Below are 18,513 nucleotides of genomic sequence, written 5' to 3' on the forward strand. Positions count from 1 at the left end.
GCGGAGGCAGCCATGCCCGGTAGCCGTACCGGGCGGCCGCCCGTGCAGCGGGACGTCCGCCGGCCCGCCGCCGCGCGGACCCCGGGCGAGAATCCCGTCGCTCGGCTGGTCACCCGTACCCAGAAGGCCTGGGACCGGCCGCTGACCGCGTACTACCTGATCCTCGGCGGCAGCCTGCTGATCACCGTGCTCGGCCTTGTGATGGTCTACTCGGCCTCCCAGATCACCGCGCTGCAGCTGTCGTTGCCGGGGTCGTACTTCTTCCGCAAGCAGGCCCTGGCCGCACTGCTCGGCGCCGGGCTGCTGTTCGCCGCCTCGCGGATGCCGGTCAAGCTGCACCGGGCGCTGGCCTACCCGATACTGGCGGGCGCCGTCTTCCTGATGGCCCTGGTGCAGGTGCCGGGGATAGGAGTGGCGGTCAACGGCAACCAGAACTGGATCTCCATCGCCGGTCCTTTCCAGCTTCAGCCCAGCGAGTTCGGCAAGCTCGCGCTGGTGCTGTGGGGCGCCGACCTGCTCGCCCGCAAACAGGACAAGAAGCTGCTCAGCCAGTGGAAGCACATGCTGGTGCCGCTCGTTCCGGTGGCGTTCATGCTGCTCGGGTTGATCATGCTCGGCGGCGACATGGGTACGGCGATCATCCTGACGGCGATTCTGTTCGGCCTGCTGTGGCTGGCCGGGGCGCCCACCAGGCTGTTCGTGGGCGTGCTGACGGGGGCGGCCTTCGTCGGCGCGATCCTGATCAAGACCAGCCCGAACCGTATGGCACGCTTCGCCTGCATCGGTGCCACCGAGCCCGGCAGCGGCACCGCCGACTGCTGGCAGGCCGTGCACGGCATCTACGCGCTCGCCTCCGGCGGACTCTTCGGTTCCGGACTCGGCGCGAGTGTGGAAAAATGGGGTCAACTGCCCGAAGCGCACACGGACTTCATCTTCGCCGTCACCGGTGAGGAACTGGGCCTGGCGGGGACGCTGTCGGTGCTCGCCCTGTTCGCGGCTCTAGGCTATGCGGGTATCCGCGTGGCCGGACGCACGGAGGACCCGTTCGTGAGGTATGCCGCGGGAGGCGTGACCACCTGGATCACCGCTCAGGCGGTGATCAACATCGGTGCGGTGCTCGGTCTGCTGCCGATCGCCGGTGTCCCTCTCCCGCTGTTCTCCTACGGAGGGTCCGCCCTGCTGCCGACCATGTTCGCCATCGGGCTGCTGATCGCCTTCGCGCGTGACGAGCCCGCTGCGCGGGCAGCGCTTTCCATGCGGCAACCTCGCTTTGGTAGAAAGCGCGCGGGACGCCCTTCGGGGCCGGGCAGATGGAACACGATGCGACGGCGTGCCTCAGCGGCGCGTTCGTCCGGAGAGCGGTGAATTTCGGTGCATGTCGTACTCGCCGGTGGGGGGACCGCCGGCCACATCGAGCCCGCGCTCGCCCTCGCGGACGCCCTGCGCAGGCAGGACCCGACCGTGGGAATCACAGCTTTGGGCACGGAGCGCGGCCTGGAGACCCGACTCGTACCCGAGCGCGGGTACGAACTCGCGCTGATCCCCGCCGTACCGCTGCCACGCAAGCCCACCCCCGAGCTGATCACCGTCCCGGGCCGGCTGCGCGGCACGATCAAGGCGGCCGAGCAGATCCTGGAGCGCACCAAGGCGGACGCGGTCGTCGGCTTCGGCGGCTATGTCGCCCTGCCCGGCTATCTCGCGGCCAAGCGCCTCGGGGTGCCGATCATCATCCACGAGGCCAACGCCCGCCCCGGCCTCGCCAACAAGATCGGCTCGCGGTACGCCGCCAAGGTCGCCGTCTCCACCCCGGACAGCAAGCTGCGTGACGCCCGCTACATCGGCATCCCGCTGCGCCGCTCCATCGCCACCCTCGACCGGGCCGCCGCCCGCCCCGAGGCCCGGCACGTGTTCGGCCTCGACCCCAACCTGCCCACGCTGCTGGTCTCCGGCGGCTCCCAGGGCGCCCGCCGCCTCAACGAGGTGGTCCAGCAGGTCGCGCCCTACCTCCAGCAGGCCGGGATCCAGATCCTGCACGCGGTCGGTCCGAAGAACGAACTGCCGCAGGTGCAGCAGATGCCGGGAATGCCCCCGTACATCCCGGTACCGTACGTGGACCGGATGGACCTCGCGTACGCCGCGGCCGACATGATGCTCTGCCGCGCGGGCGCGATGACCGTCGCCGAACTCTCCGCCGTCGGGCTCCCAGCCGCTTACGTCCCGCTGCCCATCGGCAACGGCGAACAGCGGCTGAACGCCCAGCCGGTGGTCAAGGCCGGCGGCGGACTGCTGGTCGACGACGCGGAACTCACCCCCCAGTGGGTGCAGCAGAATGTCCTGCCCGTGCTCGCCGATCCGCACCGGCTGTACGAGATGTCCCGCGCCGCCGGCGAGTTCGGCCGCCGGGACGCCGACGAACTGCTCGTCGGCATGGTGTACGAGGCGATCGCCGCGCGTCGTGCACACCACTAGGAGCTGATGACGGAGGGCAGGAAGCGTGGCCGGACCGACGACCGCCGAACGCGGTGAAAGCCAGCAGGAGTCGGCCGGCCCGCCTCCGGTTCGCCGTCCGCGGCGACCGAGGCTTCGTACGATCATCATCCTGGCCGTGGTGCTGGTGCTCATCGGGGCCGGCTCGGTCTGGGTGCTCTACGGTTCGAAGTGGCTGCGGGTGGAGCGCGTATCGGTCGACGGAACACGGGTTCTGATGCCGCAACAGGTGCTCGAGGCCGCCGACGTGCCGGTCGGGGCGCCGCTGATTACCGTCGACACCGGTGCGATTGAGGCACGATTGAGCCGAAAATTGCCCCGAATTGACTCGGTTGACGTGGTCCGCTCGTGGCCCCATCGAATCGGGCTGAAAGTGATTGAGCGCGTTCCGGTTCTGATTGTCGAAAAGGGCGGAAAGTTCATCGAAGTGGACGATGAAGGCGTCCGATTCGCCACGGTTTCTGACGCCCCGAAAGGTATCCCCGCACTCGAATTGACGCTGTCCCGCAGCGGCTCCAGCGCCGCGAGCCTGCGGCGCTTCGGCGAGGGCCGACTGGTGCGCGAGGCCGTACGCGCGGCGGGTGCCATTCCGGCCGCCGTCGCCCGTGACACCCGGACCGTCAAGGTGAGTTCGTACGACGACATCTCACTGGAGTTGAACGACGGCCGCACCGTCGCGTGGGGGAGTGCGGAGAACGGCGCCGCGAAGGCGCGTACGCTCACCGCTCTCATGAAAGCATCGCCGGATGCGCGGCACTTCGATGTCAGCGTTCCCACCGCCCCGGCGTCATCGGGGAGTTGACGCACATCCGCGCAGGCCAGCACCCTGGTTGGGCAGTGCAACGCCTGATCACATAGGGTGAAAAGAAAAACGGGAGGTTCGGCGTGTTCGTTGAACGTGCGCCACTTGTCGACTTAGTGTCCTGTTCAGAAGATTCCAGCGAACAGACACACTGGTAACCCTAAACTTCAACGTTAGGGTTCGGGTCGGCGTTCGGACCGTCCCATTCGGCATCAGTCGTCCGGATCGCGAGGCAGCAGTGCTTCGGCGGGCCGGCGGCACGTAACTCGAGGCGAGAGGCCTTCGACGTGGCAGCACCGCAGAACTACCTCGCAGTCATCAAAGTCATCGGTGTCGGCGGCGGTGGTGTCAATGCCATCAACCGGATGATCGAGGTCGGTCTCAAGGGCGTCGAGTTCATCGCCATCAACACCGACGCGCAGGCGCTGTTGATGAGCGACGCCGACGTCAAGCTCGATGTCGGCCGCGAACTCACCCGCGGACTCGGGGCCGGAGCCAACCCGGCCGTGGGCCGCAAGGCGGCCGAGGATCACCGTGAGGAGATCGAGGAGGTCCTCAAGGGGGCCGACATGGTCTTCGTGACGGCCGGTGAAGGCGGCGGCACCGGCACCGGCGGCGCGCCCGTCGTGGCCAACATCGCCCGGACCCTCGGCGCCCTCACCATCGGCGTGGTCACGCGCCCGTTCACCTTCGAGGGACGGCGCCGCGCCAATCAGGCCGAGGACGGCATCGCCGAACTCCGCGAAGAGGTCGACACCCTCATCGTCATCCCGAACGACCGGCTGCTGTCCATCTCGGACCGCCAGGTCTCGGTGCTCGACGCCTTCAAGTCGGCCGACCAGGTCCTGCTCTCCGGTGTCCAGGGCATCACCGACCTCATCACCACGCCCGGCCTGATCAACCTCGACTTCGCCGACGTCAAGTCGGTCATGTCCGAGGCCGGTTCGGCCCTGATGGGCATCGGCTCCGCCCGCGGCGACGACCGCGCGGTGGCCGCCGCCGAGATGGCGATCTCCTCGCCGCTGCTGGAGGCATCCATCGACGGCGCCCGCGGCGTCCTGCTCTCCATCTCCGGCGGCTCCGACCTCGGCCTGTTCGAGATCAACGAGGCCGCCCAGCTGGTCAGCGAGGCCGCCCACCCCGAGGCCAACATCATCTTCGGCGCGGTGATCGACGACGCCCTCGGCGACGAGGTCCGGGTCACCGTGATCGCGGCCGGCTTCGACGGGGGCCAGCCGCCGTCCAAGCGGGACAACATCCTGGGCACCTCCGCGCCCAAGCGCGAAGAGCCGACTCCGGTACGGCAGACCGAGAGCCGTCCGTCCTTCGGCTCGCTCGGCAGCGTCAAGCCGAAGGAGGAGCCGGAGCCGCCCGCGCCCGAGCCGGTCAACGACATCCCGGTCGCCCCGCCGGTCCCGCCGTCCCGGTCCTACTCGGACAGCGCGGCCGAGGAGCTGGACGTGCCGGACTTCCTGAAGTGATAGGACAGCGCGAGAGCGTGAGCGGCGCGCACTTCGGCTTCACCGACCGGTGGGGCGGGGTGAGCGCCGCTCCGTATGAGGAGCTCAACCTCGGCGGCGCGGTCGGCGACGACCCCGACGCCGTACGGACCAATCGCGAACTTGCCGCCAAGTCGCTGGGCATCGACCCGGCCGACGTGGTCTGGATGAACCAGGTGCACGGCAACGACGTCGCGGTGGTGGACGGGCCCTGGGGCGACCGGCCCGCCGCGCAGGTCGATGCGATCGTGACCGTGCGGCGCGGACTCGCCCTCGCCGTCCTCACCGCCGACTGCACGCCCGTGCTCCTCGCCGACCCGGTCGCCGGGGTCGTCGCCGCCGCTCACGCGGGACGTCCCGGCATGGTCGCCGGGGTGGTGCCCACCGCGCTACGCGCGATGATGGACCTGGGCGCCGAGCCGTCCCGGATCGTCGCCCGCACCGGACCCACCGTCTGCGGACGGTGCTATGAAGTGCCGGAGACGATGCGAGCCGAGGTGGCCGCCGTGGAGCCGACGGCGTACGCGGAGACGAGTTGGGGCACACCCGCCGTCGATGTGAGCGCCGGTGTGCACGCGCAACTCGAACGGCTCGGGGTGCGCGACCGGGAGCAGTCGCCGGTGTGCACGCTGGAGTCGGACGATCACTTCTCGTACCGCCGCGACCGCACCACCGGTCGGCTCGCGGGCTATGTCTGGCTGGACTGATGGGGCATGACGGACCGTAAGGGCGAACTCGCCGTAAACCTGGCGAAGGTGGAGGAGCGCATCGCCGCCGCGTGCGTGGCCGCCGGGCGCAAGCGCGAGGAGGTGACTCTGATCGTGGTCACCAAGACGTACCCGGCGAGCGATGTGCGCATCCTGTCGGAACTCGGTGTGCGCCATGTCGCCGAGAACCGCGACCAGGACGCGGCACCCAAGGCCGCCGAATGTTCGGATCTGCCCCTTACGTGGCACTTCGTGGGTCAGCTCCAGACCAACAAGGTGCGATCCGTGGTCGGTTACGCGGATCATGTGCAGTCCGTCGATCGTTCCCGGCTGGTGACGGCCCTCTCGAAGGAGGCCGTGCGGGCCGAGCGCGAGGTGGGCTGTCTGATCCAGGTCGCGCTCGACGCGGGTGCGAGCGGCAGAGGGGAGCGGGGAGGCGTGGCACCGGGCTCAATCGCCGAGTTGGCCGATCTGGTGGCTCGGTCTCCGGGGCTCCGGCTCGACGGGCTGATGACCGTCGCGCCGCTCGCCGGGGAGTACGCGGGACGCGAACTGGCGGCGTTCGAGCGCATGATGGATTTGTCGACTGACCTGCGCAGGGCACATCCGGCTGCGAACATGGTCTCGGCAGGAATGAGCGCGGACCTCGAGCAAGCCGTGGCGGCCGGAGCGACACATGTGCGCGTCGGCACTGCGGTACTCGGAGTCCGCCTCGGGCTCGGGTAACGTCGCCAAGAGTCGGACCACAGCAGAAAATATGGTCATTACCGCTGTACAGCGGGCGTAACGACCTCGTGGATCCCTGGCACTTGGCAGTCGTCAGCCGATCCACCACAGAGCGGAGGACTCAGAGCAATGGCCGGCGCGATGCGCAAGATGGCGGTCTACCTCGGCCTCGTGGAGGACGATGGGTACGACGGCCGCGGTTTCGACCCCGACGACGACTTCGAACCCGAACTCGACCCGGAGCCCGAACGGGACCACCGGCGACACGAACCGTCGCACCAGTCCCACGGCTCACATCAGTCCCAAAGGGATGAATCGGTACGCGTGGTGCAGCCTCCGGCACCGCGCGATCCGGTGCCTCACGCAGCCGCCCTGCCCGCGGAATCCGGGCGTCCGGCGCGCATCGCGCCCGTGGCATCCATCACACAAGAACGTCAAAACCTGGAGAAGAACGCACCGGTGATCATGCCCAAGGTCGTGTCGGAACGAGAGCCGTACCGGATCACCACACTTCACCCGCGGACCTACAACGAGGCCCGTACTATCGGGGAACACTTCCGTGAGGGCACCCCGGTGATCATGAATCTGACTGAGATGGATGACACAGACGCCAAGCGACTTGTCGACTTTGCGGCCGGTTTGGTGTTTGGTCTTCACGGCAGCATCGAGCGGGTGACGCAGAAGGTGTTTCTGTTGTCGCCTGCTAACGTCGATGTCACGGCGGAGGACAAGGCCCGCATCGCAGAGGGCGGGTTCTTCAACCAGAGCTGAGACGCACCACCGGAACAGCAGTAACGAACAGCATGGATCAGGGGAGAGGGAAGCAAGGGTCATGAGCGTGGTCCTGCAAGTCATTTACATCGCGCTGATGTGCTTCCTCATCGTGCTGATCTTCCGGTTGGTCATGGATTATGTCTTCCAGTTCGCCCGCTCATGGCAGCCCGGCAAGGCGATGGTGGTCGTTCTGGAGGCCACCTACACTGTCACTGATCCACCGCTCAAGCTTCTGCGGCGGTTCATTCCGCCGCTGCGTCTCGGGGGCGTGGCGCTCGACCTGTCCTTCTTCGTACTGATGATCATCGTCTACATCCTGATTTCGATCGTGAGTCGGCTGTGATGAGCGATGTGACCTACCGTCTTGCCGAATGCCGACGACTACGTTGAGGTGAAGAGATGCCGTTGACCCCCGAGGACGTGCGGAACAAGCAGTTCACGACCGTCCGCCTCCGAGAAGGCTATGACGAGGACGAGGTCGATGCCTTCCTCGACGAGGTCGAAGCCGAACTGACCCGCCTGCTCCGCGAGAACGAGGACCTCCGCGCCAAGCTGGCCGCCGCCACGCGCGCTGCTGCCCAGAACCAGCAGAACATGCGCAAGCCGCCGGAGGGTCCCGGTCCGCAGGACCAGCAGCAGGGCGGCATGCCGCAGCAGGGCATGCGCGGGCCGGGTTCCCCCGTGCCCGCCGGCATATCGGGCCCGCCGCAGCAGCAGATGGGTGGCCCCATGGGTGGCCCGCCCCAGCTGCCGAGCGGTGCACCGCAGCTGCCCGCCGGTCCCGGCGGTCAGGGTCAGGGTGGCCCGCAGGGTCCCGGTCCGATGGGCCAGGGTCCGATGGGTCAGGGCCACATGGGTGGCCAGCCCCCCATGCAGCAGCAGATGGGTGGCCCGATGGGCGGCCCCATGGGCGGTCCGATGGGCGGCCCCGGTCAGGGCCCCGGTGGCGACAGCGCCGCCCGTGTCCTCTCGCTGGCCCAGCAGACCGCCGACCAGGCGATCGCCGAGGCCCGTTCCGAAGCCAACAAGATCGTCGGCGAGGCGCGTTCGCGTGCCGAGGGTCTCGAGCGTGACGCCCGTGCCAAGGCCGACGCGCTGGAGCGGGACGCGCAGGAGAAGCACCGTGTCGCGATGGGCTCCCTGGAGTCCGCGCGCGCCACGCTGGAGCGCAAGGTCGAGGACCTGCGCGGCTTCGAGCGCGAGTACCGCACGCGGCTGAAGTCGTACCTGGAGTCGCAGCTGCGTCAGCTGGAGACCCAGTCCGACGACTCGCTGGCTCCGCCGCGCACTCCGGCCACGGCGTCCCTCCCGCCGTCCCCGGCGCCTTCCATGGCTCCGGCCGGTGCGAGCGCGCCGTCGTACGGCGGCAACCAGGGCATGGGCGGTGGCCCGGCTCCGGCCGGTCCGTCCTACGGCGGCCAGCAGCAGATGTCGCCGGCGATGACCCAGCCGATGGCGCCGGTACGGCCGCAGGGTCCTGGTCCGATGGGGCAGGCTCCCTCGCCGATGCGGGGGTTCCTCATTGACGAGGACGACAACTGACGGTTCGTAGTACGGCGTAGACGTCGGCAGCGTTCAGGGCGGGGCCCCGGGTTTTTGATCCGGGGCCCCGCCCTTTTGGTGGGCCGGGTCTGGTGGTTGCGCGGCGTGGGGGCTGGGCGGGGGTGGGTCGCGCAGCCCGGCGCCGGCGGGGTGCCGCCTGCGCCCACCCGTGCCGCCCCAGCGGCACGACTGCCCGCAGGCGGCGGCAGGTTGGCCGCAGGCCTGCGGGCTCGCGTGTGGCTATGCCTTGCGGAGGCGGAACGTCAGGGTGAGGGGCTCGTCTGTGAAAGGCGAGCCGTAGGTGTCGTCTGCCTCTCCCTGGGCGAAGTCCGTGGAGAGGACCTCGTCGGCGATCAGCTCCGTGTGTTCCGACAGGGCAGCGATCACTGCGGGATCTGTCGCCGTCCAGCGGAGCGCGATGCGGTCGGCCACGTCGAGGCCGCTGTTCTTGCGGGCCTCCTGGATCAGGCGGATCGCGTCACGGGCGAGGCCCGCCTGGCGGAGTTCCTCCGTGATCTCCAGGTCGAGGGCGACGGTCGCGCCGGAGTCGGAGGCCACGGACCAGCCCTCGCGCGGGGTTTCCGTGATGATCACCTCGTTGGGGGCGAGGGTGATCGTCTCGCCGTCGACCTCCACCGACGCCGTGCCCTCACGTAGGGCCAGCGACAGCGCTGCCGCGTCCGCGGCGGCGACGGCCTTGGCCACGTCCTGGACGCGCTTGCCGAACCGCTTGCCCAGGGCGCGGAAGTTGGCCTTCGCGGTCGTGTCGACCAGCGAGCCGCCCACCTCGGACAGCGACGCCAGCGATTCGACGTTCAGCTCCTCCGTGATCTGGGTGTGCAGCTCGGGGTTGAGGGAGTCGAAGCCCGTCGCGGCCACCAGCGCGCGCCTGAGCGGCTGGCGCGTCTTGACGCCCGACTCCGCGCGCGTGGCACGGCCCAGCTCCACCAGCCGGCGGACCAGGACCATCTGCTTCGACAGCTCCGGGTCGATCGCCGAGAGGTCCGCCTCCGGCCAGGACGCCAGGTGCACCGACTCCGAGGCGCCGGGCGTGACCGGCACGATGAGGTCCTGCCAGACCCGCTCGGCGATGAACGGGGTCAGCGGGGCCATGAGCTTCGTGACGGTCTCGACGACCTCGTGCAGCGTGCGCAGCGCGGCCTTGTCGCCCTGCCAGAAGCGGCGACGGGAGCGGCGTACGTACCAGTTGGACAGGTCGTCGACGAACGCCGAGAGCAGCTTGCCGGCGCGCTGGGTGTCGTAGGCCTCCAGGGACTGGGTCACCTGGTCGGTGAGGGCGTGCAGTTCGGACAGCAGCCAGCGGTCCAGGAGCGGGCGGCCGGCGGGGGCCGGGTCGGCCTCGCTCGGGGCCCAGTTGGAGGTGCGGGCGTACAGGGCCTGGAAGGCGACCGTGTTCCAGTACGTGAGGAGGGTCTTGCGGACGACCTCCTGGATCGTGCCGTGGCCCACGCGGCGTGCCGCCCACGGGGAGCCGCCGGCCGCCATGAACCAGCGGACCGCGTCGGCGCCGTGCCGGTCCATCAGCGGGATCGGGTCCAGGGTGTTGCCCAGGTGCTTGGACATCTTGCGGCCGTCCTCGGCGAGGATGTGGCCGAGGCAGACGACGTTCTCGTACGACGACTTGTCGAAGACCAGCGTGCCGACCGCCATCAGCGTGTAGAACCAGCCGCGGGTCTGGTCGATGGCCTCGCAGATGAACTGCGCCGGGTAGCGGGCCTCGAAGAGGTCCTTGTTCTTGTACGGGTAGCCCCACTGCGCGAACGGCATCGAACCCGAGTCGTACCAGGCGTCGATGACCTCCGGCACGCGCGTGGCGGTCTGGGCGCACTGCGGGCAGTCGAAGGTGACGTCGTCGATGAACGGGCGGTGCGGGTCGAGAGCCGACTGGTCGGTGCCGGTCAGCTCGGTCAGCTCCGCGCGGGAGCCGACGACCGTGAGGTGGTCGTCCGCGCAGCGCCAGATCGGCAGCGGGGTGCCCCAGTAGCGGTTGCGGGACAGGGCCCAGTCGATGTTGTTGTTCAGCCAGTCGCCGTACCGGCCGTGCTTGACCGTCTCCGGGAACCAGTTGGTGTCCTCGTTCTCCTGGAGGAGGCGGTCCTTGATGGCCGTGGTGCGGATGTACCAGGACGGCTGCGCGTAGTAGAGGAGCGCGGTGTGGCAGCGCCAGCAGTGCGGGTAGCTGTGCTCGTACGGGATGTGCTTGAAGAGCAGGCCGCGCTGCTGGAGGTCCTCTGTGAGCTTTTCGTCCGCCTTCTTGAAGAAGACGCCGCCGACGAGGGGGACGTCCTCCTCGAAGGTGCCGTCGGGGCGGACCGGGTTCACGACGGGCAGGCCGTACGCGCGGCAGACCTTGAGGTCGTCCTCGCCGAAGGCGGGGGACTGGTGGACCAGACCCGTACCGTCCTCGGTCGTGACGTACTCGGCGTTCACCACGTAGTGAGTGCCGCCTTCGGTCTCCGGGAACTCGACCAGCTCGAAGGGGCGCTGGTACGTCCAGCGTTCCATCTCGGCGCCGGTGAAGGTCTGGCCGGTGGTCTCCCAGCCCTCGCCGAGGGCCTTGGCGAGCAGGGGTTCGGCGACGACGAGCTTCTCGGCGCCTTCTGGGCCCTTCGTCGCGACGACGTAGGTGACGTCGGGGTGGGCGGCGACGGCCGTGTTGGAGACCAGGGTCCAGGGGGTCGTCGTCCAGACGAGGAGCGCGGCCTGGCCGGCGAGCGGGCCGGAGGTGAGGGGGAAACGGACGAACACGGACGGGTCGACGACCGTTTCGTAGCCCTGTGCCAGCTCGTGGTCGGACAGGCCGGTGCCGCAGCGGGGGCACCAGGGGGCGACGCGGTGGTCCTGGACCAGCAGGCCCTTGTTGAAGATCTCCTTCAGCGACCACCAGACGGACTCGATGTACTCGGGGTCCATGGTGCGGTAGGGGTCGTTGAGGTCGGTCCAGTAGCCCATGCGGGTCGTGAGGGCTTCGAAGGCGTCCGTGTGGCGGGTCACCGACTCGCGGCACTTCGCGTTGAACTCGGCGATGCCGTACGCCTCGATGTCCTGCTTGCCGGAGAAGCCGAGCTCCTTCTCGACCGCCAGCTCCACCGGCAGGCCGTGGCAGTCCCAGCCCGCCTTGCGGGCCACGTGGTAGCCGCGCATGGTGCGGAAACGGGGGAAGACGTCCTTGAAGACGCGTGCCTCGATGTGGTGGGCGCCCGGCATGCCGTTCGCGGTGGGCGGGCCCTCGTAGAACACCCACTCGGGGCGGCCCTCGGACTGCTCCAGGGTCTTGGCGAAGATCTTCTGCTCGCGCCAGAAGTCGAGCACGGCGTGCTCCAGCGCGGGCAGGTCGACCTGGGCGGGCACCTGGCGGTACGTCGGCGTTGTCATCAGCGAGCTTCCTCCGGCGGACTTTCTGCCTTCCGACCGGAGGGACGAGAGCTACGTCTTTCCTTGCGCCGCCTTCGGCGCGCTCCCGCGGTACCACCCTCCTTGGCTCCCCGCCGCACCAGGTGCGTCGGTGAGCCCCCTCATTGGGGTCGCGATGCCGGGTCTACCGCCCCTTGCGGGGTTTCTTCCGGCGGCTCCGGGGTGATCTTCGCGTCGCGCTCGCCCCCGGGCTTCCACCGTCCCCGGGTCGCTCTGGGCTGCGTACGCCGCTACTCGTCCCCATCCACGCTTTTCGCTCCGCCCAGTGTACGGCGCCGCGCGGACAGTGGCCGACCGGTTTTCCGGTGGCCTGGGGGCACAGCGGCGGCGGGTTCCGGGATGACCCGATTGGCCAGGTACGCGCGCTCGGATCCCGGGATGACGGGCCAGGCGGATTACCTGGCGGAGAGCTGGGCACAACGGATGCAGGCTTCCCGCCCGGCGCTGCGGGGCGGGCGAATCGGGCGGCGTGCCCCGTTGCCGCGGGACTCAAGTCGATTTATCGTCCCAGCACGATTCGCGAGCAAGATCACAATATGTGAAGGGGCCGCGGCCATGGTGGCGAAGAAGACCGCCGTACAGCAGTCGGCGTCCGGCAGATCCACCCGTGGCTCCGGCGGCGCGGCCAAGGACGTGAGCGGCAAGAAGAGCGCGCAAGGGGGGTCCGCGGGAAAAGCCGCGAAGGCGGCGGAGCCGGCCAAGCCGGTGAAGACGGTGCGGGGGACTGCGGCCCGGGGGAAGGGGGCCACGGAGAAGGAGGCGGGGGCATCCAAGGGGGTTGCGAAGAAGGCCGCCACCAAGAAGACCGCCACCAAGAAGACCCCCGCCAAGAAGGCAACGGCGACGTCGAAGGCGGCCCCCTCGGTTCCTTCGAAGAAGGCGACCGCCAAGACGGCGACCGCCAAGAAGGCAGCAGCAGAGAAGGTCACCGCCAAGAAGGCGGGGGCCAAGAAGGCCGTATCGAAGAAGGCGGCCGCGAAGGAGGAGGCCATGAAGGCCGGTACGAAGAAGGCGGCCGCGAAGAAGACGGCCGCTCCGAAGAGTGCCGGTGAGCAGGGCGGTGCCCCCAAGGGCACGCCTGCGAAGGGCACCTCCAAGAAGAGTGCGGCCACGAAGAAGAGCACGGCCAAGAAGGCGGGCGCGGCCGAGGCCGCGAAGCAGACGGGAGCCACGACGGTGGTTGCGAAGAAGACTCCTGGCACGGCCACTGCGGCGAAGACCGCCGTTCCCAAGGCACGGGTCGCCGCGGCGGTGGAGCCGGGCGAACTCGCGGTGCGCCCCGGTGAGGACCCCTGGACCCCGGAGGAGGTCGAGGAGGCGCGTGCCGAGCTGCTGTCCGAGGAGACGCGGCTGCGCACCGAGATCACGTCGTCCGAGGAGGCGCTCGCGGGTCTGATGCGGGACTCCGGAGACGGCGCGGGCGACGACCAGGCGGACACCGGCACCAAGAACATCACGCGCGAGCACGAATTGGCCCTCGCCGCCAACGCGCGCGAGATGCTGATCCAGACGGAGCGAGCCCTGGTGCGGCTCGACGCGGGCACGTACGGCCTGTGCGAGAACTGCGGGAACCCCATCGGCAAGGCCCGTATGCAGGCCTTCCCACGGGCCACCCTGTGCGTCGAGTGCAAGCAGAAGCAGGAGCGCCGCTACTGACCGACGCCGGCCGGTTCCTCGTACGCCTCCTCAGCACGCGGGTGCCAGGAGGCGTGCCGTACCCTCGTGCTCAGTCAGGTACCTAGGTCGAGGGACTCACGTGGCAGAGGCGGAGCGCATCATCGGTACGCCGGATTCCCCTGAGGGAGCTGGAGCGGAGCCGGAGCAGTCGTCCGGTGGGGACGGGCAGGGGAGCACCGGTGAGCGGCCCAGGGGCAAGCGCCGGATCGCTGTCCTGTTCGCCGTGGCCGCGTTCGCGTACGCCCTGGACCTGATCAGCAAGATGATCGTGGTCGCCAAGCTGGAACACCACGAGCCGATCGAGATCATCGGGGACTGGCTGAAGTTCGAGGCGATCCGCAACGCGGGCGCGGCCTTCGGCTTCGGCGAGGCCTTCACCGTCATCTTCACGATGATCGCCGCGGCCGTGATCGTCGTGATCGCCCGCCTCGCCCGCAAGCTGTACAGCCTGCCCTGGGCGATCGCGCTCGGCCTGCTGCTCGGCGGTGCGCTCGGCAACCTCACCGACCGGATCTTCCGCTCGCCGGGCGTCTTCGAGGGGGCGGTCGTCGACTTCATCGCGCCCAAGCACTTCGCGGTGTTCAACCTGGCCGACTCGGCGATCGTGTGCGGCGGCATCCTGATCGTGCTGCTGTCGTTCCGGGGGCTCGACCCGGACGGCACCGTCCACAAGGACTGAGCGCGCGGTCGGGGGTGTCAGTGCCGTCCTGCATACTCGACGAGTGAGCACGCTTCCCGAGATCCGTACCCTGCCCGTGCCCGACGGCCTGGAGGGCGAGCGCGTCGACGCCGCCATCTCCCGCATGTTCGGCTTCTCCCGTACCAAGGCCGCCGAGCTGGCAGCGGCGGGGAAGGTCACGGTCGACGGCTCGGTGGTCGGGAAGTCCGAGCGGGTGCACGGCGGCGCCTGGCTCGAGGTCGAGATGCCGCAGGCGCCGGCGCCGGTGCAGGTGGTCGCCGAGCCGGTCGAGGGCATGGAGATCATTCACGACGACGAGGACGTGGTCGTGATCATCAAGCCGGTCGGCGTGGCCGCGCATCCCAGCCCCGGGTGGTCCGGACCGACGGTCATCGGCGGGCTTGCCGCCGCCGGGTACCGCATCTCGACGTCCGGCGCCGCCGAGCGCCAGGGCATCGTGCACCGCCTCGACGTCGGTACGTCGGGACTGATGGCGGTCGCCAAGTCGGAGCGCGCGTACACCTCGCTGAAGCGGCAGTTCAAGGAGCGCACGGTCGACAAGCGCTACCACGCGCTCGTGCAGGGCCACCCCGACCCGACCAGCGGCACCATCGACGCGCCCATCGGCCGCCACCCCAACCACGACTACAAGTGGGCGGTCACCGCCGACGGCAAGCCGTCCGTGACGCACTACGACCTCATCGAGGCGTTCCGAGCGGCCTCCCTGCTCGATGTGAAGCTGGAGACCGGCCGCACCCACCAGATCCGCGTCCACATGGCCGCCCACCGGCACCCCTGCGTCGGTGACCTGACCTATGGCGCCGACCCGACCCTCGCCAAGCGGCTCCACCTGACCCGCCAGTGGCTGCACGCCGTACGGCTCGGCTTCGAGCATCCCGGCGACGGCCAGTGGGTGGAGTTCGCCTGCGACTACCCTGCCGACCTGCAGAAGGCGCTGGACCAGGTCCGCGAGGAGACGTACGCGTGAGCTCCGCGCCTGTGTCGTACGTGGTCCGCGTCGCCGCGGGTCCCGGCGACCGCGAGGCGTGCTTCGGGGTGCGCAAGGAGGTCTTCGTCGTCGAGCAGGGCGTGCCCGAGGATCTCGAGTACGACGCCCATGACGCCGTAGCCGTGCATGTGCTGGCCGTCCGGGAGGACGGGATGCCGCTCGGGGCCGGGCGGCTGCTGTGCGGCGAGGAGGCCGCCGCGAAGAACGGCGGTGACCCGTCGGTCGGCTCGCTCGGCAGGCTCGCGGTGACGAAGTCGGCACGCGGGCTGGGCGTCGGGGCGGCGCTGGTGCGGGCCATCGAGGAGGCGGCACGCGCGCGTGGGCTGCGGGCCGTGGATCTGCATGCGCAGACCCACGCGATGGGGTTCTACGAACGGCTGGGGTACGCGGCGTACGGGCCGGAGTTCTTGGACGCGGGGATGCCGCATCGGGCGATGCGGCGGACTGTGTAGCACGCAGGCGCGCATGGCACGCCGCGGCAGCTGGATGTGCGTGGTTCGAGGGATCTCCCACCGTCGGCGGCCGACGGTCGTAGGGTTTGATCATGGCTCGCAATGTGGTGATCAGTGGTGGCGGTACGGGGATCGGGCTCGCGGCGGCGCGGCTCTTCGCCGGTGATGGGGACCAGGTGCTGCTCCTCGGGCGGCGGGCCGAGGCGCTGGCGGACGCCGGGGTGCCCGGTGCGCTGACCTGTGCCGCGGATCTCAGCGATCCGCGTGAGGTGCGCGGCGTCGCGGACTTCGTGGCGCGGGAGTTGGGGACGGTGGACGTGCTGATCCACAGTGCCGGGGGAAGCGGGATGCTGGAGACGCCGGCGGAGAGCGACGACCCCCTCGATGCCGTCGCCCACAACTGGACCGTCAACTTCCGGCTCAATACGCTGACCGCCGTGCTGCTCACCGAGGCGCTGAAGGAGCGGCTCGCCGAGCCCGGTGGGCGGGTGCTGTTCCTCAGCTCCATCGCCGCGTTCCGGGGGTCGGGAAGCGGGGCGTACGGCGCCGCCAAGGCCGCGCTGCATCCGTACGCCCATGAGCTGGCCCGGCAGTTGGGGCCGCGGGCGATCACCGTGAACGTGGTCGCGCCGGGGTATGTCGAGGACACCGGGTTCTTCGGGGACACGATGGACGCGGCACGGCGGGAACGGCTCATCGGGGAGACCTCGACCGGGCGGGCCGGGACGCCCGGCGACATCGCCGCGACCCTGCACTTCCTCGCCTCCCACGCGGCCGGGCACATCACCTCCCAGGTGATCCAGGTCAACGGCGGCGCCGAGCGCGGGCACTGACGGTCAGCGGTCTCCGGAGCGCGGCGTGTCATGGACGCGGCGGGGGCCGGAGCCGTCGCGGAACGCCCGGCCGTCGACGTGGCCGGGCGGCACCACCGCGTCCGCCGTGTTGACGCGGGGCAGCGCGTACGGGTGGTGTGCGGCGAGCCAGCGGATCATCCGCTCGCGCACGGTGACCCGTACCGTCCATATGTCGTCCGCGTCCTTGGCCGTCACCAGCGCCCGTACCTCCATGGTGCTCGTGGTGGCGTCCGTGACGTCCAGGCCGTAGTGGCGGCCGTCCCACGCCGGGCACTCGCGCAGGATGTCGCGCAGCTGCTCACGCATCGCCTCCACCGGGGCCGAGTGGTCGAGCTGCCAGTAGACGATGCCGGTCATCTGGGCGCCGCCGCGCGACCAGTTCTCGAAGGGCTTGGAGGTGAAATACGACACCGGCATGGTGATCCGGCGCTCGTCCCAGGTCCGTACGGTCAGGAACGTCAGGGTGATCTCCTCGACCGTGCCCCACTCGCCGTCCACGACGACCGTGTCGCCTATGCGCACCATGTCGCCGAACGCGATCTGGAACCCCGCGAACATGTTGCCCAGCGTCGACTGCGCGGCGACACCGGCGACGATGCCGAGGATGCCCGCCGACGCCAGCAGCGAGGCGCCGGCCGCGCGCATCGCCGGGAACGTCAGCAGCATCGCGGCGACGGACACCACGCCGACGATCGCCGCCACCACGCGCATGATCAGCGTCACCTGGGTACGGACCCGCCGGACCCGGGCCGGGTCGCGGTGGGCGCGCGCATAGTGGCTGTACGACGCCTCGACGACGGCCGCGGCGATCCCGACCATCAGCCAGGCGGTGGCCCCGATCAGCACCAGCGTCAGCACCCGGCCGATGCCGACCTCGTACCCCTCCAGCAGCTTCGCCTCGTCGTACGACCCTCTGAGCACCGCCGCGCACAGCACGACCTGGTAGGGAATCCGGGCGCGGCGCAGCAGGCCCCACAGCGGGGTCTCGCTGTGCCGTTCGTCGGCCTTGCGCAGCAGTACGTCGGTGGCCCAGCCGATGAGCAGCGGCAGCACGATCGAGCCGCCGATGACGATCAGCGGGCGGAGTATGTTCTCCATCCTCCGAACCGTAACCGCCGACCCGGGGGCGTGAACATGCCGCCCCCCGGTGCGCGACGGGTACCCCGCGGCCGGTGTCGCGAACGTTGTCGTATCCGGCTGGCACCATGGCCTCATGAACATCGTGCTCTTTCACTCGACCTTCGGCCTCAGGCCCGCGGCGCGCGCGGCGGCGGACCGGCTGCGCGGCGCCGGACACGAGGTGTGGACGCCGGACCTCTTCGAGGGGCGGACGTTCGAGACGGTCGAGGAGGGCATGACCTTCAACGACGGGATCGGCAAGGACGAGCTGCTGAAGCGTGCCGTGCTGGCCGCGGCGCCCTATTCCGAGCGGGGGTTGGTGTACGCCGGGTTCTCGCTCGGTGCGTCCATCGCGCAGACCCTCGCGCTGGGCGACGAGAAGGCGCGCGGGCTGCTGCTTCTGCACGGCACGTCGGACCTCGCGCCGAACGTCTCGGTGGACGGTCTGCCGGTGCAGCTGCATGTCGCCGAGCCGGACCCGTTCGAGACCGACGACTGGCTGAGCGCGTGGTATCTGCAGATGGGCAGAGCGGGTGCGGACGTGGAGATCTACCGGTACGCCGGAGCCGGGCATCTCTATACCGACCCCGGGCTGCCGGACTACGACGAGGAGGCTGCCGAGGCCACCTGGCGGGTGGCGCTCGGCTTCCTCGACGGTTTGGACGCGTAAGCGCTCCGCTGGGGGGTGCCGCGATGGGGCGATCGTTGTCTGCGGCGCCGTCGTGGCTTGTCGCGCAGTTCCCCGCGCCCC

The 18,513-nt window shown here is 69.8% G+C and carries 17 protein-coding genes; 15 read left to right on the forward strand and 2 right to left on the reverse strand.

From position 1 onward, the window contains the following. Window positions 1-12 precede the first annotated feature (12 nt). The 9 genes from ftsW to OG828_RS36130 all read left to right on the forward strand — a co-directional run bounded on the left by ftsW (window position 13) and on the right by OG828_RS36130 (window position 8,537). Complete coding sequence (ftsW, locus tag OG828_RS36090; RefSeq protein ID WP_210576129.1) at window positions 13-1,365, forward strand: putative lipid II flippase FtsW; 1,353 nt, start codon at window positions 13-15, stop codon at window positions 1,363-1,365. A gap of 6 nt (window positions 1,366-1,371) precedes the next feature. Next, complete coding sequence (gene murG, locus OG828_RS36095) at window positions 1,372-2,469, forward strand: undecaprenyldiphospho-muramoylpentapeptide beta-N-acetylglucosaminyltransferase (protein WP_328366272.1); 1,098 nt, start codon at window positions 1,372-1,374, stop codon at window positions 2,467-2,469. Between the two features lie 25 nt (window positions 2,470-2,494). Further along, complete coding sequence (locus OG828_RS36100) at window positions 2,495-3,289, forward strand: cell division protein FtsQ/DivIB (RefSeq protein WP_328503536.1); 795 nt, start codon at window positions 2,495-2,497, stop codon at window positions 3,287-3,289. A gap of 287 nt (window positions 3,290-3,576) precedes the next feature. Next, complete coding sequence (gene ftsZ, locus OG828_RS36105; protein WP_328366277.1) at window positions 3,577-4,770, forward strand: cell division protein FtsZ; 1,194 nt, start codon at window positions 3,577-3,579, stop codon at window positions 4,768-4,770. Beyond that, a complete protein-coding gene (gene pgeF / locus OG828_RS36110) occupies window positions 4,767-5,495 on the forward strand; it encodes a peptidoglycan editing factor PgeF (protein WP_328503537.1) in 729 nt (242 codons plus the stop codon). Before ftsZ ends, pgeF begins: the two co-directional genes overlap by 4 nt. Before the next feature lie 6 nt (window positions 5,496-5,501). Beyond that, window positions 5,502-6,221, forward strand: a complete 720-nt coding sequence (locus OG828_RS36115) for a YggS family pyridoxal phosphate-dependent enzyme (protein WP_328366283.1) — start codon at window positions 5,502-5,504, stop codon at window positions 6,219-6,221. A 129-nt stretch (window positions 6,222-6,350) separates the two neighbouring features. Further along, the gene (locus tag OG828_RS36120; RefSeq protein WP_210576123.1) at window positions 6,351-6,992 is read left to right on the forward strand and encodes a cell division protein SepF; all 642 of its coding nucleotides are present in this window, start codon (window positions 6,351-6,353) and stop codon (window positions 6,990-6,992) included. Between the two features lie 61 nt (window positions 6,993-7,053). Further along, window positions 7,054-7,338, forward strand: a complete 285-nt coding sequence (locus OG828_RS36125) for a YggT family protein (RefSeq protein ID WP_058925847.1) — start codon at window positions 7,054-7,056, stop codon at window positions 7,336-7,338. A 56-nt stretch (window positions 7,339-7,394) separates the two neighbouring features. Further along, window positions 7,395-8,537 carry a DivIVA domain-containing protein gene (locus tag OG828_RS36130; protein ID WP_210576122.1) on the forward strand — a complete coding sequence of 381 codons (1,143 nt, stop codon included), beginning with the start codon at window positions 7,395-7,397 and terminating at the stop codon, window positions 8,535-8,537. Window positions 8,538-8,777: 240 nt separating this feature from the next. Here the strand turns inward: OG828_RS36130 and ileS are convergent, their stop codons facing one another. Then, entirely contained in the window at window positions 8,778-11,933 is a 3,156-nt protein-coding gene (gene ileS / locus OG828_RS36135; RefSeq protein WP_328503538.1) for an isoleucine--tRNA ligase, read from the reverse strand. A 594-nt stretch (window positions 11,934-12,527) separates the two neighbouring features. Here ileS and OG828_RS36140 point away from each other — a divergent pair. From OG828_RS36140 to OG828_RS36160, 5 genes are all read left to right on the forward strand, one after another. Beyond that, window positions 12,528-13,628: a TraR/DksA family transcriptional regulator gene (locus OG828_RS36140; RefSeq protein ID WP_328503539.1), complete on the forward strand. Its 1,101-nt coding sequence runs from the start codon at window positions 12,528-12,530 to the stop codon at window positions 13,626-13,628. A 100-nt stretch (window positions 13,629-13,728) separates the two neighbouring features. Continuing rightward, window positions 13,729-14,328: a signal peptidase II gene (gene lspA, locus OG828_RS36145; protein WP_328441127.1), complete on the forward strand. Its 600-nt coding sequence runs from the start codon at window positions 13,729-13,731 to the stop codon at window positions 14,326-14,328. Window positions 14,329-14,371: 43 nt separating this feature from the next. Continuing rightward, window positions 14,372-15,316, forward strand: coding sequence for an RluA family pseudouridine synthase (locus tag OG828_RS36150; RefSeq protein WP_210576118.1), 945 nt, complete (start codon window positions 14,372-14,374; stop codon window positions 15,314-15,316). After that, window positions 15,313-15,789, forward strand: a complete 477-nt coding sequence (locus OG828_RS36155; RefSeq protein WP_328441128.1) for a GNAT family N-acetyltransferase — start codon at window positions 15,313-15,315, stop codon at window positions 15,787-15,789. The genes OG828_RS36150 and OG828_RS36155 overlap by 4 nt, the downstream gene beginning before the upstream one ends. Before the next feature lie 92 nt (window positions 15,790-15,881). Next, a complete protein-coding gene (locus OG828_RS36160; RefSeq protein ID WP_328366300.1) occupies window positions 15,882-16,622 on the forward strand; it encodes an SDR family NAD(P)-dependent oxidoreductase in 741 nt (246 codons plus the stop codon). A gap of 3 nt (window positions 16,623-16,625) precedes the next feature. Here OG828_RS36160 and OG828_RS36165 read toward each other — a convergent pair whose 3' ends face one another. Beyond that, window positions 16,626-17,741 carry a mechanosensitive ion channel family protein gene (locus tag OG828_RS36165; RefSeq protein ID WP_328503540.1) on the reverse strand — a complete coding sequence of 372 codons (1,116 nt, stop codon included), beginning with the start codon at window positions 17,739-17,741 and terminating at the stop codon, window positions 16,626-16,628. Window positions 17,742-17,856: 115 nt separating this feature from the next. On the opposite strand from OG828_RS36165, the gene OG828_RS36170 reads away from it, so the two are divergent. Beyond that, window positions 17,857-18,432: a dienelactone hydrolase family protein gene (locus tag OG828_RS36170; RefSeq protein WP_328503541.1), complete on the forward strand. Its 576-nt coding sequence runs from the start codon at window positions 17,857-17,859 to the stop codon at window positions 18,430-18,432. The last annotated feature ends 81 nt before the right edge of the window (window positions 18,433-18,513 follow it).

Source organism: Streptomyces sp. NBC_00457 (assembly GCF_036014015.1).
Taxonomy (GTDB): domain Bacteria; phylum Actinomycetota; class Actinomycetes; order Streptomycetales; family Streptomycetaceae; genus Streptomyces.